Annotated in this window: 21 protein-coding genes; 10 read left to right on the top strand and 11 right to left on the bottom strand. The window is 58.3% G+C overall.

Going from position 1 to position 19,768, the window contains the following annotated elements; all coding sequences use genetic code 11:
- Positions 1-11: 11 nt before the first annotated feature.
- Complete coding sequence (locus DES53_RS25040) at positions 12-428, bottom strand: ArsR/SmtB family transcription factor (RefSeq protein ID WP_113961073.1); 417 nt, start codon at positions 426-428, stop codon at positions 12-14.
- Positions 429-610: 182 nt separating this feature from the next.
- On the opposite strand from DES53_RS25040, the gene DES53_RS25035 reads away from it, so the two are divergent.
- The 10 genes from DES53_RS25035 (at position 611) to DES53_RS24990 (ending at position 9,849) form a co-directional block, all read left to right on the top strand.
- Positions 611-835, top strand: a complete 225-nt coding sequence (locus DES53_RS25035) for a hypothetical protein (RefSeq protein ID WP_113961072.1) — start codon at positions 611-613, stop codon at positions 833-835.
- A gap of 114 nt (positions 836-949) precedes the next feature.
- Positions 950-1,543 (top strand): hypothetical protein, encoded by a 594-nt coding sequence (locus tag DES53_RS25030; RefSeq protein WP_113961135.1) that lies wholly within the window; start codon positions 950-952, stop codon positions 1,541-1,543.
- Positions 1,540-2,376 carry a RecB family exonuclease gene (locus tag DES53_RS25025; RefSeq protein WP_113961071.1) on the top strand — a complete coding sequence of 279 codons (837 nt, stop codon included), beginning with the start codon at positions 1,540-1,542 and terminating at the stop codon, positions 2,374-2,376. Before DES53_RS25030 ends, DES53_RS25025 begins: the two co-directional genes overlap by 4 nt.
- A 115-nt stretch (positions 2,377-2,491) precedes the next feature.
- The gene (locus tag DES53_RS25020; RefSeq protein WP_113961070.1) at positions 2,492-3,568 is read left to right on the top strand and encodes a WGR domain-containing protein; all 1,077 of its coding nucleotides are present in this window, start codon (positions 2,492-2,494) and stop codon (positions 3,566-3,568) included.
- A gap of 81 nt (positions 3,569-3,649) precedes the next feature.
- On the top strand, positions 3,650-4,006 hold the full coding sequence (locus tag DES53_RS25015) for a hypothetical protein (protein WP_113961069.1): 357 nt from the start codon (positions 3,650-3,652) through the stop codon (positions 4,004-4,006).
- Positions 3,990-4,427, top strand: a complete 438-nt coding sequence (locus DES53_RS25010) for a hypothetical protein (RefSeq protein ID WP_147263605.1) — start codon at positions 3,990-3,992, stop codon at positions 4,425-4,427. Before DES53_RS25015 ends, DES53_RS25010 begins: the two co-directional genes overlap by 17 nt.
- Positions 4,428-4,537: 110 nt before the next feature.
- Positions 4,538-6,037, top strand: a complete 1,500-nt coding sequence (locus DES53_RS25005) for a beta clamp domain-containing protein (RefSeq protein ID WP_113961067.1) — start codon at positions 4,538-4,540, stop codon at positions 6,035-6,037.
- A gap of 100 nt (positions 6,038-6,137) precedes the next feature.
- Positions 6,138-6,935 carry a DUF932 domain-containing protein gene (locus DES53_RS25000; protein ID WP_113961066.1) on the top strand — a complete coding sequence of 266 codons (798 nt, stop codon included), beginning with the start codon at positions 6,138-6,140 and terminating at the stop codon, positions 6,933-6,935.
- A gap of 189 nt (positions 6,936-7,124) precedes the next feature.
- On the top strand, positions 7,125-8,423 hold the full coding sequence (locus tag DES53_RS24995; RefSeq protein ID WP_147263604.1) for a hypothetical protein: 1,299 nt from the start codon (positions 7,125-7,127) through the stop codon (positions 8,421-8,423).
- The gene (locus DES53_RS24990) at positions 8,320-9,849 is read left to right on the top strand and encodes an argonaute/piwi family protein (protein ID WP_170157380.1); all 1,530 of its coding nucleotides are present in this window, start codon (positions 8,320-8,322) and stop codon (positions 9,847-9,849) included. Before DES53_RS24995 ends, DES53_RS24990 begins: the two co-directional genes overlap by 104 nt.
- Before the next feature lie 31 nt (positions 9,850-9,880).
- Here DES53_RS24990 and DES53_RS24985 read toward each other — a convergent pair whose 3' ends face one another.
- The 10 genes from DES53_RS24985 to DES53_RS24940 all read right to left on the bottom strand — a co-directional run bounded on the left by DES53_RS24985 (position 9,881) and on the right by DES53_RS24940 (position 19,743).
- Positions 9,881-13,285 (bottom strand): efflux RND transporter permease subunit, encoded by a 3,405-nt coding sequence (locus DES53_RS24985; RefSeq protein WP_113961063.1) that lies wholly within the window; start codon positions 13,283-13,285, stop codon positions 9,881-9,883.
- Positions 13,282-14,988 (bottom strand): efflux RND transporter periplasmic adaptor subunit, encoded by a 1,707-nt coding sequence (locus tag DES53_RS24980; RefSeq protein ID WP_113961062.1) that lies wholly within the window; start codon positions 14,986-14,988, stop codon positions 13,282-13,284. The genes DES53_RS24985 and DES53_RS24980 overlap by 4 nt, the downstream gene beginning before the upstream one ends.
- Entirely contained in the window at positions 14,985-16,265 is a 1,281-nt protein-coding gene (locus tag DES53_RS24975; RefSeq protein WP_113961061.1) for a TolC family protein, read from the bottom strand. The genes DES53_RS24980 and DES53_RS24975 overlap by 4 nt, the downstream gene beginning before the upstream one ends.
- Entirely contained in the window at positions 16,262-16,843 is a 582-nt protein-coding gene (locus tag DES53_RS24970; RefSeq protein ID WP_170157379.1) for an RNA polymerase sigma factor, read from the bottom strand. The genes DES53_RS24975 and DES53_RS24970 overlap by 4 nt, the downstream gene beginning before the upstream one ends.
- 2 nt (positions 16,844-16,845) lie before the next feature.
- Entirely contained in the window at positions 16,846-17,328 is a 483-nt protein-coding gene (locus DES53_RS33190; protein ID WP_170157378.1) for a hypothetical protein, read from the bottom strand.
- Complete coding sequence (locus DES53_RS24965) at positions 17,325-17,630, bottom strand: hypothetical protein (RefSeq protein ID WP_113961059.1); 306 nt, start codon at positions 17,628-17,630, stop codon at positions 17,325-17,327. Before DES53_RS24965 ends, DES53_RS33190 begins: the two co-directional genes overlap by 4 nt.
- 104 nt (positions 17,631-17,734) lie before the next feature.
- A complete protein-coding gene (locus DES53_RS24960; protein ID WP_113961058.1) occupies positions 17,735-17,998 on the bottom strand; it encodes a hypothetical protein in 264 nt (87 codons plus the stop codon).
- Positions 17,999-18,126: 128 nt separating this feature from the next.
- Entirely contained in the window at positions 18,127-18,435 is a 309-nt protein-coding gene (locus tag DES53_RS24955; protein ID WP_113961057.1) for a hypothetical protein, read from the bottom strand.
- Positions 18,436-18,649: 214 nt separating this feature from the next.
- A complete protein-coding gene (locus tag DES53_RS33185) occupies positions 18,650-18,853 on the bottom strand; it encodes a hypothetical protein (RefSeq protein ID WP_113961056.1) in 204 nt (67 codons plus the stop codon).
- Positions 18,854-19,410: 557 nt separating this feature from the next.
- Complete coding sequence (locus DES53_RS24940) at positions 19,411-19,743, bottom strand: hypothetical protein (RefSeq protein ID WP_147263603.1); 333 nt, start codon at positions 19,741-19,743, stop codon at positions 19,411-19,413.
- Positions 19,744-19,768 lie beyond the last annotated feature (25 nt).

Genomic DNA, 19,768 nt, shown 5'->3' with positions numbered 1-19,768 from the left:
GAGATTGAAAATCAAGCGGGCTGCGCCTTGCGCATGCCGGTGCCGAGCTGGGGCGCAGTTCTTAGGGGAGGAATGCTGCGACGGGGCCCTTTGCATTCGCTGCGCCCTCTTAATGCCAACCGCGCAATGGCCTTTTTGCGATCGCGGTCCAAGGTTTTGTCGGCCTTTTCTGCTTCGAGTGCTCGCAGCGCATTCCATACGGGCAGCACTTCTTCAGACAGTTGATAGTAGGCCCACTTGTCTTCCTTCTCCACAGTGACGAGCCCTCCCTTTCGCATCACCTGCAAGTGACTGGACACGGTGGACTGGGCCATTTCGAGCACGTCGGCCAGCTCGCAGACGCACAGTGCTTCGTCAGTCATAAGCGCTGCGATGCGCCAGCGAGTTTCATCAGCCAGGGCATGAGCGACGGCAATCGACCTTTCCATGCCTGAGTCGTATCGGTAATTTACGATTCGTCAAATCTCGAATCGGCTGGAAATGTTACAAAAAAGTCAGAATGCACTGGTGTCGCCACTTCAGCCGGTCCGGCCTGAGGACCTCACTGCAATAGGCTGCTTCGCCGTGTCATATACTTGTGAAGCACCTCCTACCGGTTGCTTCATTCACCATGTCCAGTCCCCGGCACTATGTGCCCTGCATCTCGCGGAATGTGGTCTGTGCTCTCTACCACGAAGCTCGACACCGGCGCAAGCCGATGACTCGCCTCGTGGACGAGCTGCTGACCGTGGCCCTTCAAGGGACTACGGGATGGCAGTTGGCCCAAATGCAAGCACAGACCTCATCCGCAATACAGGAGCATCCAGACCACGCTGACACCGCTTCCAAGCGGTAGCCAGTTTTGTTCCTTCCATCCCTCACCTCCGAACCCGGCCCCGCGCCGGGTTTTGTCGTTTCTGGGGTGGAAGGTTCATCCCACACCAAACCCAATCGAAAGGAAACCAACCTCATGGCAGTCAAACTGTCCGCCAACTACAGCAAGAAACTCGGCCTTCCTGGCTTCAGCTCTCACAGCTTCAGCGCTTCTGTTGAAGTGGAACTCACCGATCTCTCCCAAGTGGAGGCCGAATGCCAGAAGCTCTACCAGCTTCTTCAGCAATCGGTTGATCATGAGATCCAGCAGGTCGGCTTTGTTCCCGGGGAGTTCTACGGCATCGACGCCGTGGACCAATCGGGGAACAATGGCCACCGAACCGGGCATGCCCATGGGCACACAAACGGCCATGCCCGAAACGGGAATGGCCGTGGAAACAGCGTCAACGGTCACTCTCGGGCCAGCAATGGCAATGCGAGCAGCGAGCGATGGAACTGCACCGATGGCCAGCGCGGGTTCATCCTGCGCCTGGTCAACGAGCACAACCTCGACAAGCAAGGGGTAGAAGATCTGGCCCGCCAGTTCTTCGGCATCGGTGTCCGGGAGCTCAACAAGATGCAGGCCTCCCAGCTCTTGGACGAACTGCTCGCGAAGGTGGGTCAGCCCCGTCAGACCCACCGCCGCAGGCAGCCGTCATCATCCCAACACGAACCTGCCGTCTCATCATGAGTGCCCGCACCACCCAGCCCAAGACGCCTGTCTCCACCCCGGAGGCAAGCACACGGGCCGAAAAAGACATCATCGCTGAACTCCTGCAGGCCGTGTCAGCTTCCCGGCTGACGCTGTTCCTGCAATGCCGGTTGAAGTTCTTCTTTAGATACGTGCTATCCATTCCCAAGCCCAAGACTCCAGCCCTGCATGTCGGCAATGCCGTGCATGTAGCGCTCAAAGCCCGCAACCGAGCCCGCTGGCTCCAGCAGCCACTCTCACTCAAAGCCCTCCACGACGCATACTCTGCAGCGTGGACGGATGAGAGCGAGGGCAAGGTGGACTGGGCCAGCTCCGAGGCCGAGGAGAAGGCCATCGGCTGGCGCCTATTCGAGACGTACCTCCGGGAGCATCCCCTCCCGGAGGATCTCAAGCCGGATGCAATCGAGGTGTCTATCGAAGCAGACCTGCGCCAGCACGGTCTGCCTCGTCTGGTGGGCATCCTCGATTTGGTCCTACAACGCCGCATCATCGACTACAAGACCTCATCCACCACCCCCAACCCGGAGAAGGTGGCTCACACCCACGAAGTGCAGACCAGCGGCTACGCCGTGCTGTACCGGCACAATACCGGGCAGCGCGAGCTGGGGCTGGAACTGCATCACCTGGTCAAACTCAAGAACCCCAAGGTGGTGATCACTCCCATGCCACCCATGAGTGACGACCAGCAAACCCGGCTGTTCCATCTCATGGACGCGTACCAGACCGGCCTCCAGCGTGGCGACTTCGTTCCCTCGCCCGGGATGCAGTGCGCCAGCTGTGAGTTCTTCAACGAATGCCGGCGCTGGAAGTAGCGAACGACCATCCACCTCAACCAACAAGCGACCCGCACGCCTTTCCGGTGTGCGGGTCGCTCTGTTTTCACCCCGAAACTCAAACTCCAAACCTCGACAGAAAGGACTCCAACCCATGGAAAGCATCTCCCTCTACTACCGCGAAGGCGCCTCTGACAAAGTCTACCAGGCCTCCATTGTGCCCAAGGACGGCGGATATGTCGTCACCTTCGCCTATGGCCGTCGCGGTTCGACCCTCAACGCAGGCACCAAGACACCCACACCAGTCAGGCACGACGAAGCCAAGCGCACCTTCGACAAGTTGGTGCGCGAGAAAACTGCCAAAGGCTATCTGGTAGCTGATGGCAACGGCGGCGTGACCGCCGCCACCCTCCCGGCAACCGCCAAAGCACCTACCGGCATCCATTGCCAACTCCTCAATCCCGTTGAGGAGGAGAAAGTCCAGGAACTGCTCACTCACCCGGACTGGTGGCTGCAGGAGAAAATCGATGGCCGGCGTCTCCTCATCCGCAAGGAAGGCACCACCATCACCGGCATCAATCGCCTCGGCCAGGAAACCGCTCTTCCCCAAACCATGGTGGAGAGCGCCCTGGCTTGCACTGCCGACTTCATCCTCGATGGAGAAGGTCTGGGCGACGTGCTTCACGTGTTCGATGCCCTGAGCCTCCACAGCGAGGATCTGCGCCATGAGGGCTACGCCGAACGCTTCGTGCGTCTGAGCAAGTTCCTCAAGGTCTCCATTCCTCCGCACTTCAAACTCGTGGACATCGCCTGCCAGCTCAGTGCCAAGCGGGAAATGTTCACGCGGCTTCAGCGCGAGCATCGCGAAGGGGCGGTCTTCAGACACATGATGGCTCCGTACACTCCGGGCCGTCCCGCCTCGGGAGGAATGCAGCTCAAGTACAAGTTCTGCGAGACAGCCTCCTTCATCGTCACCAAGCCCAACCCCAAACGCAGCGTGTCCCTGATCCTCTTTGATGGGGACCGCGTCGTGTCCGCGGGCAACGTGACTATTCCACCCAACCACAATGTCCCGGCTCCGGGCACCATTGTGGAATGCCGCTACCTGTACGCCTTCCGTGAGTCCGGCTCCATCTACCAGCCAGTGTATCTCGGTCCAAGGGAGGACATCCGCGCGGAAGAGTGCACTACCGCCCAGCTCAAATACAAACCCGAGCCGGTTACGGTCTGAAGGGCACCTCGCTGCTCACATCCACATGCCAAGCCCGTCTTCCACTGGGAGGCGGGTTTAACCTCATCCATCTGCATAGCCATGAAGATTACCTGCATCATTCATCCCATCCTTTGGCTCCTGCTGATATGCCTCGTGACCTCGTGCGGACGCCGGACGCCGCCGGAGTCCAGGGACCATGGAGTTTCCAGCATCCCGGCAATCTCGGTGGAGAACCTCGTTCAACAGAACACGATCCTGGAGGAACAACTCCAGGCGCAAAAGGAACTGCACCAAAAAACAGAGCAGCGACTCGCCCTGGAGCAGTCCTGGCGCAGCCGGTGGCAGACCCTGACTGTCATCGCCGGCGTCACCACGGTGCTGGCGCTGCTCATCGGCATGAGCCTTGGCTCCGATACTCGAAAGGAGGCGGAAGACAGCCATGACAACGTCTCCTGACAACGAACCTCCCCACGAGGTTTCGAATCGGAAAGAGTGGTCTCTGGCCATCTCGCGGTGGAAATTGTCGGCAATACCGCTGGCACCACCACGCGTGGATCGCTCGCTTCCCCGACAAGGCCATCTGGCTCGCTCGACCACGGTCCTGCATCACACGCTGCATCGCTTCGAGTTCTGGCTGTCCCCCAACGGCCTGCTTCGCGAATGGTGCCGCCGCTGCCTGCTGCTGGCACTGTTCACTGCGGTGCCACTACTGTGCATCAGTCCCTTGGTGGCAGTATTCCTGGAACATCTCACTACCTGGTCAGCCGCCCTGCTGCAGATCTGCTCCAATCTCGCGCAGATTCCGGGACGCCTCAGTGCAGGCGTGCTCATTGCCGTGGCAGGCGGCCTGCTCCTGCGCTGGCTCCTGCGCCACTGAACCCAACCTCGCGGTTCCCTACCACTGCCGATGCCGTCCTTCGCGGTGGCATCGGCGTTTTTGTGCCCACACCCGACCCCTCAATTCAACCAAACAGAAAGGACAACCTCATGAATCCGATTTCCCTTCCCCTCAATGAACTCAAACCCGCGCTCACCGGCCTGAGCAAAGTCATCAATCGCCACACTACCCTGCCCATCCTCGGCGGCATCCAGGTGGAACGCACCGCCGACGGCTGGGTGTGCCTCACCGCCACTGACCTCGATCGGTTCGTCACCATGCGCCTCGAACAGCCCGGTCAGGGCAGTCCCTGCGCCATGGTGGTTTCCTTCGAAGACCTCCAGCGTCTCAGCAAGAACTGCGGCAAGGGCGAAACCCTCCAACTGGAACCGGCCTCAGAAGACACTGCGCTGCTCAGGTTCCCCCTGGCAGGACAGACCGGCGAGGCCAAGATCCGGGCCTTCCCGGTCGGTGAGTTTCCCGAAGTGCCAAAGCTCAAAGGCGAGCCCATCCCGCTCCCTGAAACCCTCCGCCAATCCCTGCTGGAGGCGCTGGAGTGTTCCAGCGGCGATCCCGGCCGCTACATCCTCCAAAGCGCCTGCATTGACGTTTCCAAAGCTGGGGCTCACTACGTGGTGGGCACCGATGGCAAACATCTCTACAGCAGCAACTCATTCACACTGCCGCTCACCCAATCCATGGTGCTGCCCAAGCACAAGTTTTTGGGCTGGCGGGACTTTGCCCTCGACGGCAACTGGCGGCTCAAGGTGACTCCCTCGCAAGAGACGGACGTCCCAGGCTGGGTGCAGCTGAGTAGCCGCCGTTGGCGCTTCATCACCCGGCAACTGACCGGCAACTACCCAGAGTGGAAAGTTGCTGTACCGGACGCAGCGTCCACCAAGACCACCCTGGTCCTCGGTGCAGACACTGTGGAACAGGTACAACAGGCCATCAATCGCCTGCCCTGCCATGAGCCACTGCATCAGACCATCGGCATTGCCTGGGACCATGGCGAAGCCGCCTTGCTGGCTAAAGCGCCTGAAGACCGAGACTGGACCCGGGTGCCCCTGCCCAACGTAGAGGCAAAAGGTCCGGACCAGCGCGTCTTTGTGGATCGGCGATTCCTGGCCAAGGCGCTGGGCTTCGGTCTTTGCACCATTGGCCTCATCGACGAAATCTCACCCCTGCGGTTCACCGAAGGGGGGCGCCAGATGATCGTCATGCCCTTGCGACCGAACGGTCCGAGCGAAACTACGCCCAGTACATCAGAAGTGCCAGCAAGGGAGGCGGAGGCCACGATACCACAAGCAACGCCCACACCTGCGCTAGAACAGACTGAGGCCAGCCCAGCATCGCTCGAGACGCCACCAAACGTGGCCTCTCTCCAAAGCGGCGATCACAATGCCTCGCCAAACTCGGCCAACAAGAGTCAGATGGAACACGCCATCGAACTGGTGGACGAACTTCGCGCCTACCACAGCCAGTCCCAGGACAAACTGCGCGACCTCGGCACCAAGCTGCGGATCGCGCTGCGGGAACAAAAGGCAGGCACCAAGGAACTCCACACATTCCGCCAACGCCTGCGTGCTTTGCAAGCTGTCCAGTTCTGACCGACTTCGCTCAACTCCGCAACCACCGCTCCGGCCCATGCAGCAACCCGCTGCATGGGCCTCTTCATTTGAGTCTCACCATAAGAAAGGAACCACCATCATGAATGACAATGCCCTCGCACTCCCGGTCGTCACGGCGCCTCCCGTTCAGGCCCGGCCACACCATCCAAATCTCATCCTCCATTGCGGTGCCCGCCTCGCCACATTGGATGAAGTTGCCAGAGTTCGCACCCCGCCATCAACTGCGACCTGGCAACCCATCCCCCATGCCACACTGGTTCAAACCATCGAGCGGACTCTGGCAGCCTCTAACCTTCGCTTGGGCAGTGTAGCCCACAGCCTGGATGCTGAAGGAAATCGCTACTTTGGTCTCATGGAAATCATGGGCCGCAGTTCCAGCCAGGACTACTGCTGGGTGCTAGGCCTACGTAACAGCCATGACAAGACATTCCCCGCGGGTATCGTCGCTGGCGCCACTGTCTTTTGCTGCGACAACCTCAGCTTCTCCGGAGAGGTCAAATTCGCCAGGAAGCACACGCGCTTCATCATGCGCGATCTGCCCCAACTCACTGAGCGGGCCGTGGGTCGCCTCATGGCCAAATGGCACGATCAAGACAAGCGTATCGGCGCCTACAAAGAGGCCGATATCGACGACGCCAGCGCCCACGACCTCGTCATCCGGGCCACGGATGTCGGCGTCTGCAGTAATCGCCTCATTCCCTCCGTTCTTCATGAATGGCGAGAACCTCGGCATGCTGCATTCGAGGCACGCAATGTTTGGTCGCTCTTCAACGCATTCACGGAATCGTTAAAAGATGGCAACCTGGCTGAGCTTCCGAAACGCACGGAAGCACTCCACGGCTTGCTGGACACCCACGTTGGGCTCGGGCTCAACTGAGGTGCCCTCAAGGAGAGCTTCGCTGAATCAGCGGGGCTTTTCTTTTAGCTGTGCGATCCCTAAGCAGCTTCTCATCCCTAGGCTTCCTAGTCCATAGTGCGCTCCGGCGTTCCACAGAAGTGGAAGAGAGTCTGCCATTGGCGATTATTAACTTTTTGAAATTGTCGAAAAAAGATTATAATCGATGACATGTCAATTCCGCTTCCAGAGCAGAAATTGGTTTGCCTAGCTTCGGGTGGCGTGTGCGCCTTTCCGGGCTGCGGAGTATCGCTTGTCAACTACGATGCCGGATCCGATGCCACGATTATTGGCGAACTCGCTCACATTGTTGCAGAGCAACGACAGGGACCTCGTGGTCGAGAGAAGATGAGTGATGAGCAACGTAATAAGGCCACGAATATTCTCTTGTTATGTTCTCCTCACCACACCGTAGTCGACCGTAATCCCCAGGTCTACAGTGTGCAGGTTCTGCGGCAGATGAAGGCAGACCACGAGGCCAAAATCGCAAAGGCAACCCGTCTTCCTCAGACAAAAGCGCCAACAGCCAAAACAAAGGAATCGTTGCACAGCACGCTCCTTCACGTTTCGCAGTTGCCAAGGTACGTTTATTCTGCCGAAACCGACTACACAGAGAAGCAGAAGGACGAAGTGAAGAAGGAAATTGATTACATGAGCATCAGCCGAGAGGAGTTCGTCCCTTTCATTCTTAGAGAGAACCGGCTGTTCGCCTTCCAGGATCTTCGCGCCTATGAGAACCCCTTCGCGAAAGTTGCGAACCCGGTTGGAGCGATCCGTATTCCCGTGAGAGATTTGTGCACGGAGGCTGAGGGGAAGCGACGATTCGTAAGTTTACTGAATAGCGCGATAGCGAAGCACTGCGGACGAAAGAGAGTCTTCTTCGACCGAGAACATCACCGCTTCTACTTTGTCCCGACAGAAGCCGAAACCGAACGAGTTGAACCATATCGCACTCTCACTGGACGCAACGAGTCTCGCAATGTCGTGTGGAATCCAAAAACGCGGAAAACAGGCGAAGGGAAAAGGCACTGGCTTCACCTGGCCGCCGACCTCAGCTTCCATCAACTCGCTGCTGAGCAATGGTGCTTCACCATTCGCCCCGAACGGCACGTCACCAAAGATGGAGTGACTCCTTACAATTCAAAATTCGTCGGCCGCAAAGTCACGAAGTTGAAAGCCAGGATGTTCAACGACGGCTATTTGAGCGAAGTCCACTTTTGGCGTGACTTCTTGTCTGGCGGAAAACCGCGCTTCATCCTGAACTTTGGGGCACAGTTCGCCATTGTTGAAACACAGCTATTGTCCCTCGATGTAGAGTGGGAGGGCATTCCAGCCGACGCCAAGGCATTTACCAACCAAGTCTTTGATGAAGACCTTTTCACCTTTGGTGAACTTCAGCAAGCGTCCTCTGGGCAAGATGACGAGGAAGAAGAGACAGATGAGGAGGATTCCGACGATGAGGCCGACTAAACCCTTTCAGCAGAAGCAGCTCAAACAGATCACAGCCTCATCAGAGTGGTTCGAAGAGCCGTCTTTGACATTCGGAGGTGGCTCGATGCACGTGGATCCCAAAGTTGGAATCCCTCTCTATGGTCCAGCTTCGGTGGGCACATCCCGGCACAAGACCGAGGTGCACGCTGGATTCATTGGCACGGGCGAAGGAATTCAGAAGGCGATGCGGTTTTATGAGACCTGCTGCGATGGTCTTGATGGCGACGATCAGCATGCTCCGTTCCCGGGATGCAAGATTGACAGAGGTTACCGCTTCACCCTCAAGATGGATGATAGCTTTAACGAAAAGATCACCCAAACTGAACTCGGTGACCTTCTTAAGATTCGCGACAGCAAACAACGTTTCGACGCAACGTTGGAGCTGCTCACGGAAAAGCTTCGGCTCATGACACAAGAGCACGATCACCCGCTGAACTACGTGGTGCTTGTGGTCCCTCCAGAAATGTTCAAGGAGTGCCGCGTTGCTGACTACCACGAGAAGGGTGTGGGAATGGTCCATCGCGATCTGCGACGTGCCTTCAAAGCAAGGGCGATGCAGTACAACACCGCAACCCAGATCATTCAGGAATCGACGTTGAATGTAGAAGCTAGCTCCCGTGAACTCGATCACCTTTCTGAGCGGGCATGGAATCTCTTCAACGGTCTCTATTTTAAAGTCGATGGCCTGCCATGGGGACCCGCCGATCTGCCGGCCTCCAGCTGCTTCGTTGGCGTCAGTTTCTACAGACCGCTTGGACAGGCTTCCACGCTGCGGACAAGCCTCGTACAGGCGTTTGACGAGAACGGAGAAGGGCTGGTACTCAGGGGGCACAACTTCAATTGGGACGAGCAGAAACAGGGGAAGACCCCTCACCTGACAGAGGATTTGGCGGCGCAATTGATTGATGACGTGTTGGAGCAGTATGAGAAACTTCGTCATCAACGACCTACTCGAATCGTGGTCCATAAGACCTCGCGGTTCGACCCGGACGAAACTCGGGGTTTCCAAAGGTCTCTACGACGGGTGTCCCAATGTGATTTGGTAGCTCTTCGCCCAACCAGCGAGATCCGTTTAATTCGCGCTGGCTCCTACCCGCCTTTGCGAGGGACGTCGTTTACTCTTGGCGACGTTTCTTTCCTCTATACCACGGGCTACATCCCCTTCCTCGGGCGATTTCCGCAAGGACACGTTCCCAGCCCCCTTGAATTGGCCGACCACATCGGAGACACTCCTCGTTCGCAGTTGCTAAAGGAGGCGCTTGCCCTCACGAAAATGAATTGGAACTCGGCTCGCATGTATGGGCTTATGCCAATAACGGTCCGCTTCGCTCGATTGGTGGGCGACATCCTCCGCGAGGTTCCGGAAAACATCACTCCCCATCCCAAATATAAGTTTTACGTATAGTTTTGACATGTGATGACCACTCCGGCCGGCGTCAACCTTTTGGTATACTGTCCACTCGGGTCGATGGCAATTGATGGCCTTTTCTCAACTCCCTGCTTCGAAGCCACAGGAAAATCACCGGGGTGACAATGAGGATGTGAACAAGGCTGGAAATCATGCCGCCGATCACGGGAGTCGCCAGGGGCTTCATGACTTCGGCGCCCTGGCGGTGGCTCCACATGATGGGCATCAGGGATGCGACGATGGTGGCGACGGTCATCACTTTTGGGCGGAGGCGGAGGCGGGCGCCGTCCTTCACGGCCTGGACGAGGTCGGCGTATGAGAATGCGCTGCCGAGTGCGGCCATGCGAGCTTTCACGGTTTCCTCCAGATACACGACCATGACGACCCCGGTCTGGACGGCGGTTCCGAAGAGCGCGATGTAGCCAACCCAGACGGCACCGTTGAAATTGTAGCCCAGGAGTTTTTGCAGGAGTACGCCACCGCTCAGTGCGAAAGGCACGGCAAGCATGACGTGAGCGGCTTCCAGAGCGCTGTGATAGACGATGTACAGGAGGACGAAGATGATGAGCAGGACGATGGGAAAGACGACCTGCATGGTCTGCACGAAGCGGCGCTGATTCTCGTACTCGCCCGTCATCTTGTAGGTCATGCCCTCCCAGTTAATGCTCTTGAGCTTCTGCTCGATTTCCTGCACAAAGCCGCCCAAGTCGCGGTCCTGGACGTTGGCCTGCACGTAGGAGCGCAGACGGCCATTCTCGCTGGCGATTTCGTTGGCGCCTACCTCGCGGGTGATTTTCGCCACCATGCCCAGCGGAATGTAGGGAATAGGCTGCTCAGAGCCTGCGGTGGCCATGCCGCCGACTGGGGCTGCTGGACTGCCGCCACCAGCCATGCCACCGCTCATTCCGCCAACTGCCGGTGACGCACTGGCAGCGCTCATACCGGGCCGCGCTGCGATGAGGATGCTGCTCAGCTTTTCGATGTCATCACGTTCGCCTCGCTCCACGCGGATCTGAATGGGGAAACGCTGTCTGCCTTCAATCGTGGTGCTGGCGTTCTTTCCGCCGATGGCAATTTCCACGGCATCGAGTACGTCTTTAGCGCTGAGGCCATAGCGGGCCATGGCTTGACGATCGACCTGGATGTTGAGATACGGTTTGCCCTGGACGCGGGAGGGCGAGACACCGCTGGCACCTTCGATGCTGTTGATCAGCCGCTCCACCTCGAAGGCTTTGCGCTGGATCTTGTCGAGATTGTCGCCGTAGATCTTCACGCCCACCTGCGCGCGGATGCCAGTATAGAGCATCAGGATGCGGTTTTCGATGGGCTGCAGGAATGCGGGGACATAGCCAGGCACCTGCTTCATCTTCTCGGTGAGTTCGGCTTTCAGCTTTTCGACTGTCATGCCTTCGCGCCACGCGGGGTTGCGTTTCACGCGCCAGCGGCCATCCGGAATGTACTCAGGCTTGAGCATGATGGTCGTTTCCAGCATCTCGGTGGGCGCAGGATCCGTGGCGGTTTCAAATCGGCCCAGCTTGCCAGCGACCGTCTCCACTTCGGGCGTTGCTGCAATGATCTTGTCCTGCCAGGACATGACACGCTGGATCTCGCTGAGGCCCGTTTTTGGCATCATCACCGGCATGTAAAGCAGGCTGCCCTCATTGAGCGGCGGCATGAATTCCTTGCCAAAGCCAGTGAGCACGTCCGCCAGCCGTGGATGGCCAGCATCGCGGATCTGTTTCACCGTGGTGCGTGGTAGTCCGAAGGCAGTGAGCAGTGCGACGGAGAGGATGAACAGCGCTGTCATGATGACCGTCTTGCGATGGTCGAGTGCCCAATCGAGCGCCGGCTCATAGATGCGCAGCAGGAACTTCATCACGATGTTGTGTTCCTCGGAGTGGAATGGCCCGCGGACCAGCAACGAGCACAGCACCGGCACCAAAGTCACCGCGAGGAGCGTGGATCCGATCATCGCGAACGTCTTGGTGAAGGCGAGCGGGTGAAACAGTTTGCCCTCCTGTCCGGCCAGAGCAAACACCGGCACAAAGGCCAGGATGATGATGGCCATGGCAAAGAAGATGGGCCTGCCTACCTGCTTGCAGGCTGCCAGCGTGACATCCCAGGTCTCCTGCGAACTCAGCCTACCGCCCTTTTCTTCTTCGGCCCTTTCACAGTGGCGAATGACATTCTCCGTGACCACGATGGCGGCATCCACCAGCACTCCGATGGCGATGGCGATGCCCGTCAGGGACATGATGTTGCTCGTGATACCGAACTCCTTCATGAGCAGGAAGGAAATCAGGATGGAGACAGGAAGTGGCAGCGTGACGATGAGAATGCTGCGGAAATGCCAGAGGAAGATGATGTGCGCGAGCGTGACCAGAATGATCTCCTCGGTCAGCGCATGCTTGAGCGTGCCGATGGTGTTGTCGATCAGTTCACTGCGATCATAGAATGGCTTGATGGTGACTCCCGGGGGCAGGCTGGGAGCGATCTGCTCGATCTTTTCTTTTATGCGTTCGATTACAGCTTTGGCGTTCTCACCTGTGCGCATTACCACCGTGCCCCCCACGGCCTCTTGACCATTCAGGTCAAGAGCACCTCGCCGGAAGTCACCGCCGATCTGGACTGTGGCGATGTCCTTCAGATAGACGGGGGTTCCCTCCACCGATTTGACCGTGACGAGTTCCAGATCCTCAGGGCTCGTGACCAGTCCAATGCCGCGCAACACGAACTCCGCGCCGTTCTCCTCCACCACCTTGCCGCCGACGTTGAGATTGGCGTTCTGCACTGCGGTCATCACGTCCATGAGCGTGACGTTTGCCATGCGCATCTTGGTGGAGGACAGCTCCACCTGATACTGTTTCACGAAACCGCCAATGCTGGCCACCTCGGCCACGCCCTGCACGCTGGCGAGCTGATAGCGCACATACCAGTCCTGAAGTGAACGCAATTGCGAGAGGTCGTAGCCGCCGTTTGCTGCCTGCGCCGGATCCACATCAAAGTAGTATTGATAGACCCAGCCGAGGCCCGAGGCATCCGGCCCAAGCTGAGGCTGCACACCCTCTGGCATGGATCCTTGCAGGTAGTTGAGCCGCTCCAGGACACGCGCCCTCGCGAAGTACGTGTCCACCTTGTCCTCGAAGATGATGGTGACAAGCGAGAATCCGAACATGGAGGTCGCACGCACCTCCTTCACCCCAGCCAAGCCTTGCAGGCCGGTGGACAAGGGGAAGGTCACCTGGTCTTCCACCTCCTGCGGACTGCGGCCCATCCAGTCGGCATAGACGAGGACTTGGTTTTCCGTGAGGTCCGGAATCGCATCTACCGGGGTGAGGTAAATGGCTCTCACCCCCATGGCGATGAGCAGCAAGGCGCCACAGGCGACAAGGAAGCGGTTCTTGAGGCTCCACTCAATGATGCGCTCGATCACGGTTTGGCCTCTCCCGGTTTGATTTCCTTCACGCACTCCAGCATGTCGCTACCGAAGAAGGGATTGTGCCCGGGGCGGCCGCCAGTCTGCACCCAGTGACCAAACTTGGGAGCGCCATCGATGATGCGATCGACCATGTAGCACTCCCATACCTGGAACTCCGGCATGCCTTCGCTCGTTCTCAGTGGCTCCAGCAATGCGGTGGTTGCCATCGTGAACCCGTAAAAGGCTTCACGCGCTTTTTGAATGTTCTCAAACCCGTGGAAGTGGCTGCCTTTTTCCAAGACCTCCAGCTTGGGGACAAGCTCTTCATGGGCACGCAGGGCTTCAACCATCGCGCCAGTCGTCTTCATTGCCGGTTCGCTGGCCTTGTTGAAAGCGGCCAGGTTGTCGGCGGAAAGGGCGGCTGCCATGGCGTCTGCCACCTTCAGGAAGTCACCGATGGATTTCTTCTGAGGCTCGGTCAGTTTCCCGAGCATGGAGGGTATTGGCTCCGCCGGCGTCATGAAGGAACGGTTCATTTCCGCTTGTCCGTCGATGAGCAGGTTCCCATTGGTCACCACTTTGTCGCCTGCCTTGATGCCGGAGAGGACCTCTAGCAACGAGTCACCGCGGCGTCCGAGTCTCACCACCTTGCGTGCGTAAACACCGCCTCCTTCGTCCACATACACCACGGCTTCCGGCCCTGTCTGCATGACCGAGGATTTCGGTACAGCGAGCACCTCGGGAATTTCCACTTTCACAGCCCCATCCGCGTAGAGGCGGTGCAGAATCTCCCGGCGGCCATCCACCAGGGGATTCGGCAGCTCTACCCGCACTTGGGTTGAGCGAGTGGCTTCATCAAAGTTCGGGTCAATGAAGGTAATCTCTCCGGTGAATACCTTGCCTGGCACAGAGGGAGTAACGACCTCCACCTTCTGTCCGATCTTGATCCACGGCATGTCCTGTTCATAGGCCCGGAACTGAAACCACATGACGCCGAAGTCTGCGATCTCGAAGAGCTTCTGACCCATCGTTACGTACTGGCCTTCGTACACATCGTGTTCCACCACGGTCCCTGTGAGAGGCGACAGAATCTCCGAGTAGAGGGTGTCCGCTGGCTTTTGTGGAAGCGCTTCGATCTGATCGGGTGTGAGGCCCATCTGCTGAAGGCGGAGCGCCGTGTTCTTTTTCAGGTCGCCGGTAAGCTGACGATACTCACGCTCGGCCTGTAGCAGGGTGGGACTGTAGATTCGGGCTAGAGGCTCGCCGGCAACGACTTCCGCTCCGTGGTGGTTGGCGAAGAGCTTGTCCACACGACTATCGACGTAGGCGCTGATGATCCGGTGGCGGCGTTCATCGTCATCCATCACACCGGCCACTCGCAACGTTTTAGTCAATGGCTGGACCTTGGCCTCAGCGGTCTGTACATGCAGCACCTGAATCTGGGTCTGCGTCAGTGCCACGACATCGCCCTCCGCTGCACTATCGAAGCCCTTTTCTCCTTCATAGACAGGCGTGAGTTCCATGCCGCAAATGGTGCAGCGTCCCGGCTTGTCGCTCTTGATCCAGGGATGCATGGCGCTCTGGTAGTAGAGCACTTTGCGTTCACCCTTGGCTGCCGGCGCATCGCTGTGCTGTTGCGTGGATCCGAAACGGTCGCGGGCGTACCATCCCGCACCCGCTGCGGCAGTGAGGAGCACTAGGACGAGAACAAATTTCATGGCTTGGATACTTTGGGGAGGGCAAAGCCGCCCGTGAGAGCAGTAAGACTTTGCAGGGCGGCATGATGCGCGGCGAGGGCACGCTCCATCTCCATGCGGGTATCGAGCTGCATGCGGCGAGCTTCGAGGACTTCAAGCAGTGTGGCCTTGGAAGACACCCAAGCGTTCTTGACGGCTTCAACCGTCTTTTCCTGACGAGGCAACACCTGTGTGCGGTAGGCTTTGGCAAGCCTCCGCTGGTTCTCCGCTTCGGTGAGCATTGAGGCAAGTTCTCCGTCGAGAGTACGCACCTCTGAGGCGAGGTCGTGTTGCGCAGCGTCCCGGAGGAGATTCGTACGGGCCGTTTCAGCCTTGTAGATGGGATCGTTGAACCAAGGGAGCGACATCTTGAGGGTGAACATGACGTCGCGCAGATCGCCGCCCGAATAGATGTTTGATTCCACACCAACCATGAAGGCAGGTTTGCGCTTTTGTACCGAAGCGTCGGTTTCCGCTTGAGCGGCCTCAATCTTGTGGCGCAGCACGGCAAGAGACGGGTTGTCTTTCTCAAGCCGGGCCAGAAGGGCGGATGAGCTTGGCTCTGCGCTGACCGTATTGGGAAGGGACAGCTCAGGCCACTCGGCGCGAGGCGAACGGCCCGTGAGCAGGCTCAACGTAAGACCCAACCGAGTGCGCTGTCGCTTTGCGGCTTCCAAGGTTTGTGTGCGAAGTTCCAGCTCGCCTTCGAGGCGCAGCGTCTCCACCGCGGTCGCATCGGGGTTCTTGGCGCGCTCGCGTGCCACATCGACCAGAGCGTTTAACTCACGCAGCTCTGCGGCTTGCAGCCGCAAGAGGTCATCTGCCAGGGCGAGTTCCAGGGCAGACTGTGCGACGGAGAGCCCGAGGTCCGAGGCTGTCATGCGCTGTTCCGCGCCCTGCATGGCCTGTTCCGCAGTAGCCCGGCGTTTCTCCGCTTGGAAGAGCCCACGGCGCGGAAGCATCTGTTCAGCCCCCACCATGATGTCGCCATCGTCCATGCGCATGGATTTACGGGCAGCCGTCCCGCCCAGCATGAGTTGCGGATCCTCCCACAGCCGCACGGTGCGGACAGCAGCTTCTGCCGCTTGGGTGCGGGCCTCCGCAGCGTCCATCTTCGGATGATTGGTCAGGGCTTCATTCACCAGCTTCCGGATGAACGCGGAATTCGCTGTAGTAGTGGTGTCATCGGCGGCAACCGCAGTGGAAAGACTGATGCCCGTGGCAGCCAGCATGGAAATAGCCAGGAAACGAGGATTCATGAGGAGACGGGTGAGGATGCGAGGTGCTGCAGCTTTTCCTTCAGGGTTTGCCGAGCCCGATACAGCCGCGTCTCCACCGCTTTTCGTGAGCAGCCGACTGCGGAGGCGATTTCGTGATAGCCGAGATCATGATAGGTGAAGAGCACCAGCGTCTCGCGTAAGTCGGGTGGCAGGTCCTGGACGGCCCGCTGTACTGCGTCAGCGGTTTCGCTTCGCGCCAGTGCCTCATCAGGGCTGGAATCATCGATCGTTGGTTCTTTCCCATCCTTCTGCAGCTCATGGATGGGATCCGCAGGATGCCGGGCGCTCCAGCGGTGGTGATTGCGTGCGAGATTTGCGGCGATGCTGAAGATGTAGCTGGAAAATGATGCCGACGGCTTATAGCGCGTGCGGTTTTGATAGAGGCGAACAAACGTCTCCTGGGCAAGGTCACCCGCAGTAGCGTGGCTACCTGTCATGCGCAGCAGGAAAGAGGCAACCCTGTCCTGCCAGCGGTGCATCAGTTCCGTGAGGGCCATATCTTCTCCCGCCGCCAGGCGCGACATCGCGGAGGCATCAGTGTCGGCGCCAGTCTCCATGCCTAGCGGGTAACCTCCGAGACATGCTGGTTCGTGGTTAAAAGGTGTGGCAGCACCTTCTTCATGTAGGCGCGTCCCGCCTCCGGCTTCATCACGCGGGCGGTTTCGGCAAGATGGCCGAGGGTCGCGCGCTGGCATTCTGCTCTGAGCGTCTCATAGTTACGGAGTGCCTCCTCGGCCTCGGGAGTCATCTCCGGTCCGCTCTGGGCCAGGATGGAAGACAACCGGGTGCCGGCCTCCTTCATGCGCTCACACATGGCATCGCATTTCGGAAGATAGGCTTCATGCAGCGAACACACCTTTTGGAACTCTTCCTCACTTAGCTGGAACTCGCTCTTCATCCACGCCAGGGCAGTGCCCGGATCGCGAACGTTTGCCGCGCAGCTCGCACACGAGGCATGCGATTTGGACTGAACTAGTCTGGCAGTAAAGCCGGCGACACCGAGCAAGGCCGCGACCATCAGTATGAGCCATCCGGTTTTCATGGGTTGGAGAGTTGTGCGAGTGGATCTATGGAATATGCGTAGGCGGCGGGTTTGGAGACGGATTGGTCCCTGCCGACCAAACCGCCCACGACAAGCCCAGCGCCAAGGGTCAGCGCACAGGTGGCGACCGCTGGCAAGGGTTTGGCGAGCCAGTTCAAAAAGGAGGTCAGCCAGTTGGCAAAAACAGAGGTATTTGCCTGTGCCGTTTCGATCTTACGCCACACATCGCGCTGGAACGAGGGCGGCAACTCCGCCTCCACCTTCCAGGAGTGCAACATCTGATTGAGTTTCTCGTCATTCATGGCGGGGATGCTCGCAACCGCCTTCCGGCGGAGGGAACGATTGGGGGTGGAGGACTCGGTATCATTGTGACAGCTTTGTCGAGAATGCGGAAGGGGCTGGATGGCTACTTCTTGGGGGCAGCGTCTTTGACCATCTTGACGTACTTGGCGGGCTCCTTGTTGAAGTCCTTCACACAGGACTTGCAGCAGAGATACACGTCCGTGCCTTCGCTGGTGACCTTGACGGGCTTGCCCATTTCTCCCAGCGATTCGCCGGACACGACGCATTTTTTCAGAGGATAGCCAGCAGGCACATCGTTAGCGGCAGAGAGGATGCCGGAGCTGAAGAGAGCGGCGGCAAGAAGAAGGAGGAACTTGGAGGTTTTCATGCTTTTTGTTCGTGGAGTGAATTCGGTTTCGGGAGGTAGAGCTGTGAGCCTTAAGAAGACCACGCCCGCCTGAGACTCACAGGCGGGGCGTTTGAGTTTTAGAATGCCGGGTCTTAGGCAGATCCAGCTTAGTGACTGTGAGATTTGGCCTTGGCGCAGCACGCCGCATCATTGCAGCCCGCCATCTTGGTGGGCTTGGATTTGAACACAGCGATGCCGGTTGTGCCGTCCGTCCGCGCAACAGTGCCGCCCTTGCCAGAAGGAGACGCCACATAGTGGACAGGGCCGCTGTCACTCACTGCGATGCGGGCCGCTCGGTGTGAATCTGCAATCTGCTTGCGCAGTTCCAGCGTCAGCATGTCCGGGCCCGCCGTGGCCGTAGAGATGCCGCCAATCATGGCCAGTGCGGTGAGAAGCAGGGTAAGTTTCGTTTTCATTTCAGGGTTGGTTCAGTGTTTCAGTTCGAAGAATGTCTTCGAGCCTTCACTAGGGAGAACACCGCCCAGGCCCCAAACCCTTGAAAAAATGCAGTGGATTTCACTGAAGCATCAACTCACTGAACATGAGCCGATTAAACGACCCATCCTGCAAAGCTGCCCGCCCGCTCTTCTCGGGCCGAATCACTTATTGCTTCTCAAAATTCGAGAGGCGTCACATGCCCCACCAAGCAGCCGGCGCAAGTGCAACAACGCTCAGTATCCTTGGAAAGTAACCATGCTCCCGGCCTGAAAAGAACGGGAAGATGAAGTAAGCCAGTTCGGTGATTGCCATCGCGGTAAAGTACGTCCACGCGAGGAAGTAGCCAAACTCGATGCGACGCTTGAGCAGTAGCGGAATGAGGAGCCATCCGCCCACGCGACATAGTCGCGAGCACTGCCACTGGCCAAGAAGAGATCGCGAGTGCCGATACGCCGGTTAGCTGCTGCACGCTATGGCAGGAAAGAATTCGAATCCGATGTCGAATAGATTTTGGAGGGGTCTCGTCTCACCAACAACCTCGGCACGGATACAACGCCGCACGGTTAAAATCCCAACCTAAAAGACAAATGAGACTCTTCACTTCCAAAGCCAGCAAGATTGCCATGTTGGCCTTCGCGACTGTTGCAACTTTCGGTCTTTCCTCGCCGCTAGAAGCAAAGGACCACAACCACAAAAAGAAGGGTGACCACAGCCACGGCGGTGGCAATGGTCACGGCGGCAATGGAGGACATTCTCATGGTGGAGGCGGCAACTCACATGGCGGTGGACATGTTCACAACCGGTCATGCGGGAGCCACCACCATCACCATGCACATATCTGGCATGGAGCAGATCACCAAAGTTACCGTTGCCCAGGGCACGAGTAACGGAGGAACCGACCGGGCTGCCGTCAAGCGAGTAGTACGGCAGCCCGGTTCGAAAAACAGAATTGTTTAGTGGGACCTTTGTTCCCTCTCCATGGCTTCAAGAAAGCGTGAACCGTCCTCAGGTTTCATCACCTTGCTAATTGAGACATGGTGTTCCCGAATTTCTTCACGCGAATGTTCCGTCCTGACTGCGAAGGGATTTCCCTTCCCATGGAACTCGACTTCAATCCTCTTAATCTCCGCTTTCTGTCCCTCATCAAGGTGGTATAGCGACTGCCACTTTGAGAGGGTGCGATCGAGTACCATGCTGTGCTTCTCGATGTTGCCTGAAATCAAGATGTAGATCAGGCTTCCGAAAATGACCCCTGGAATCCCGAAGGCCAGGAGTTTGTCACTCAACGTCATCACCGTCTTTTGAGGAGGC

This window comes from Roseimicrobium gellanilyticum (assembly GCF_003315205.1).
Taxonomy (GTDB): domain Bacteria; phylum Verrucomicrobiota; class Verrucomicrobiia; order Verrucomicrobiales; family Verrucomicrobiaceae; genus Roseimicrobium; species Roseimicrobium gellanilyticum.
This window is presented reverse-complemented; position numbering and strand designations above follow the sequence as displayed.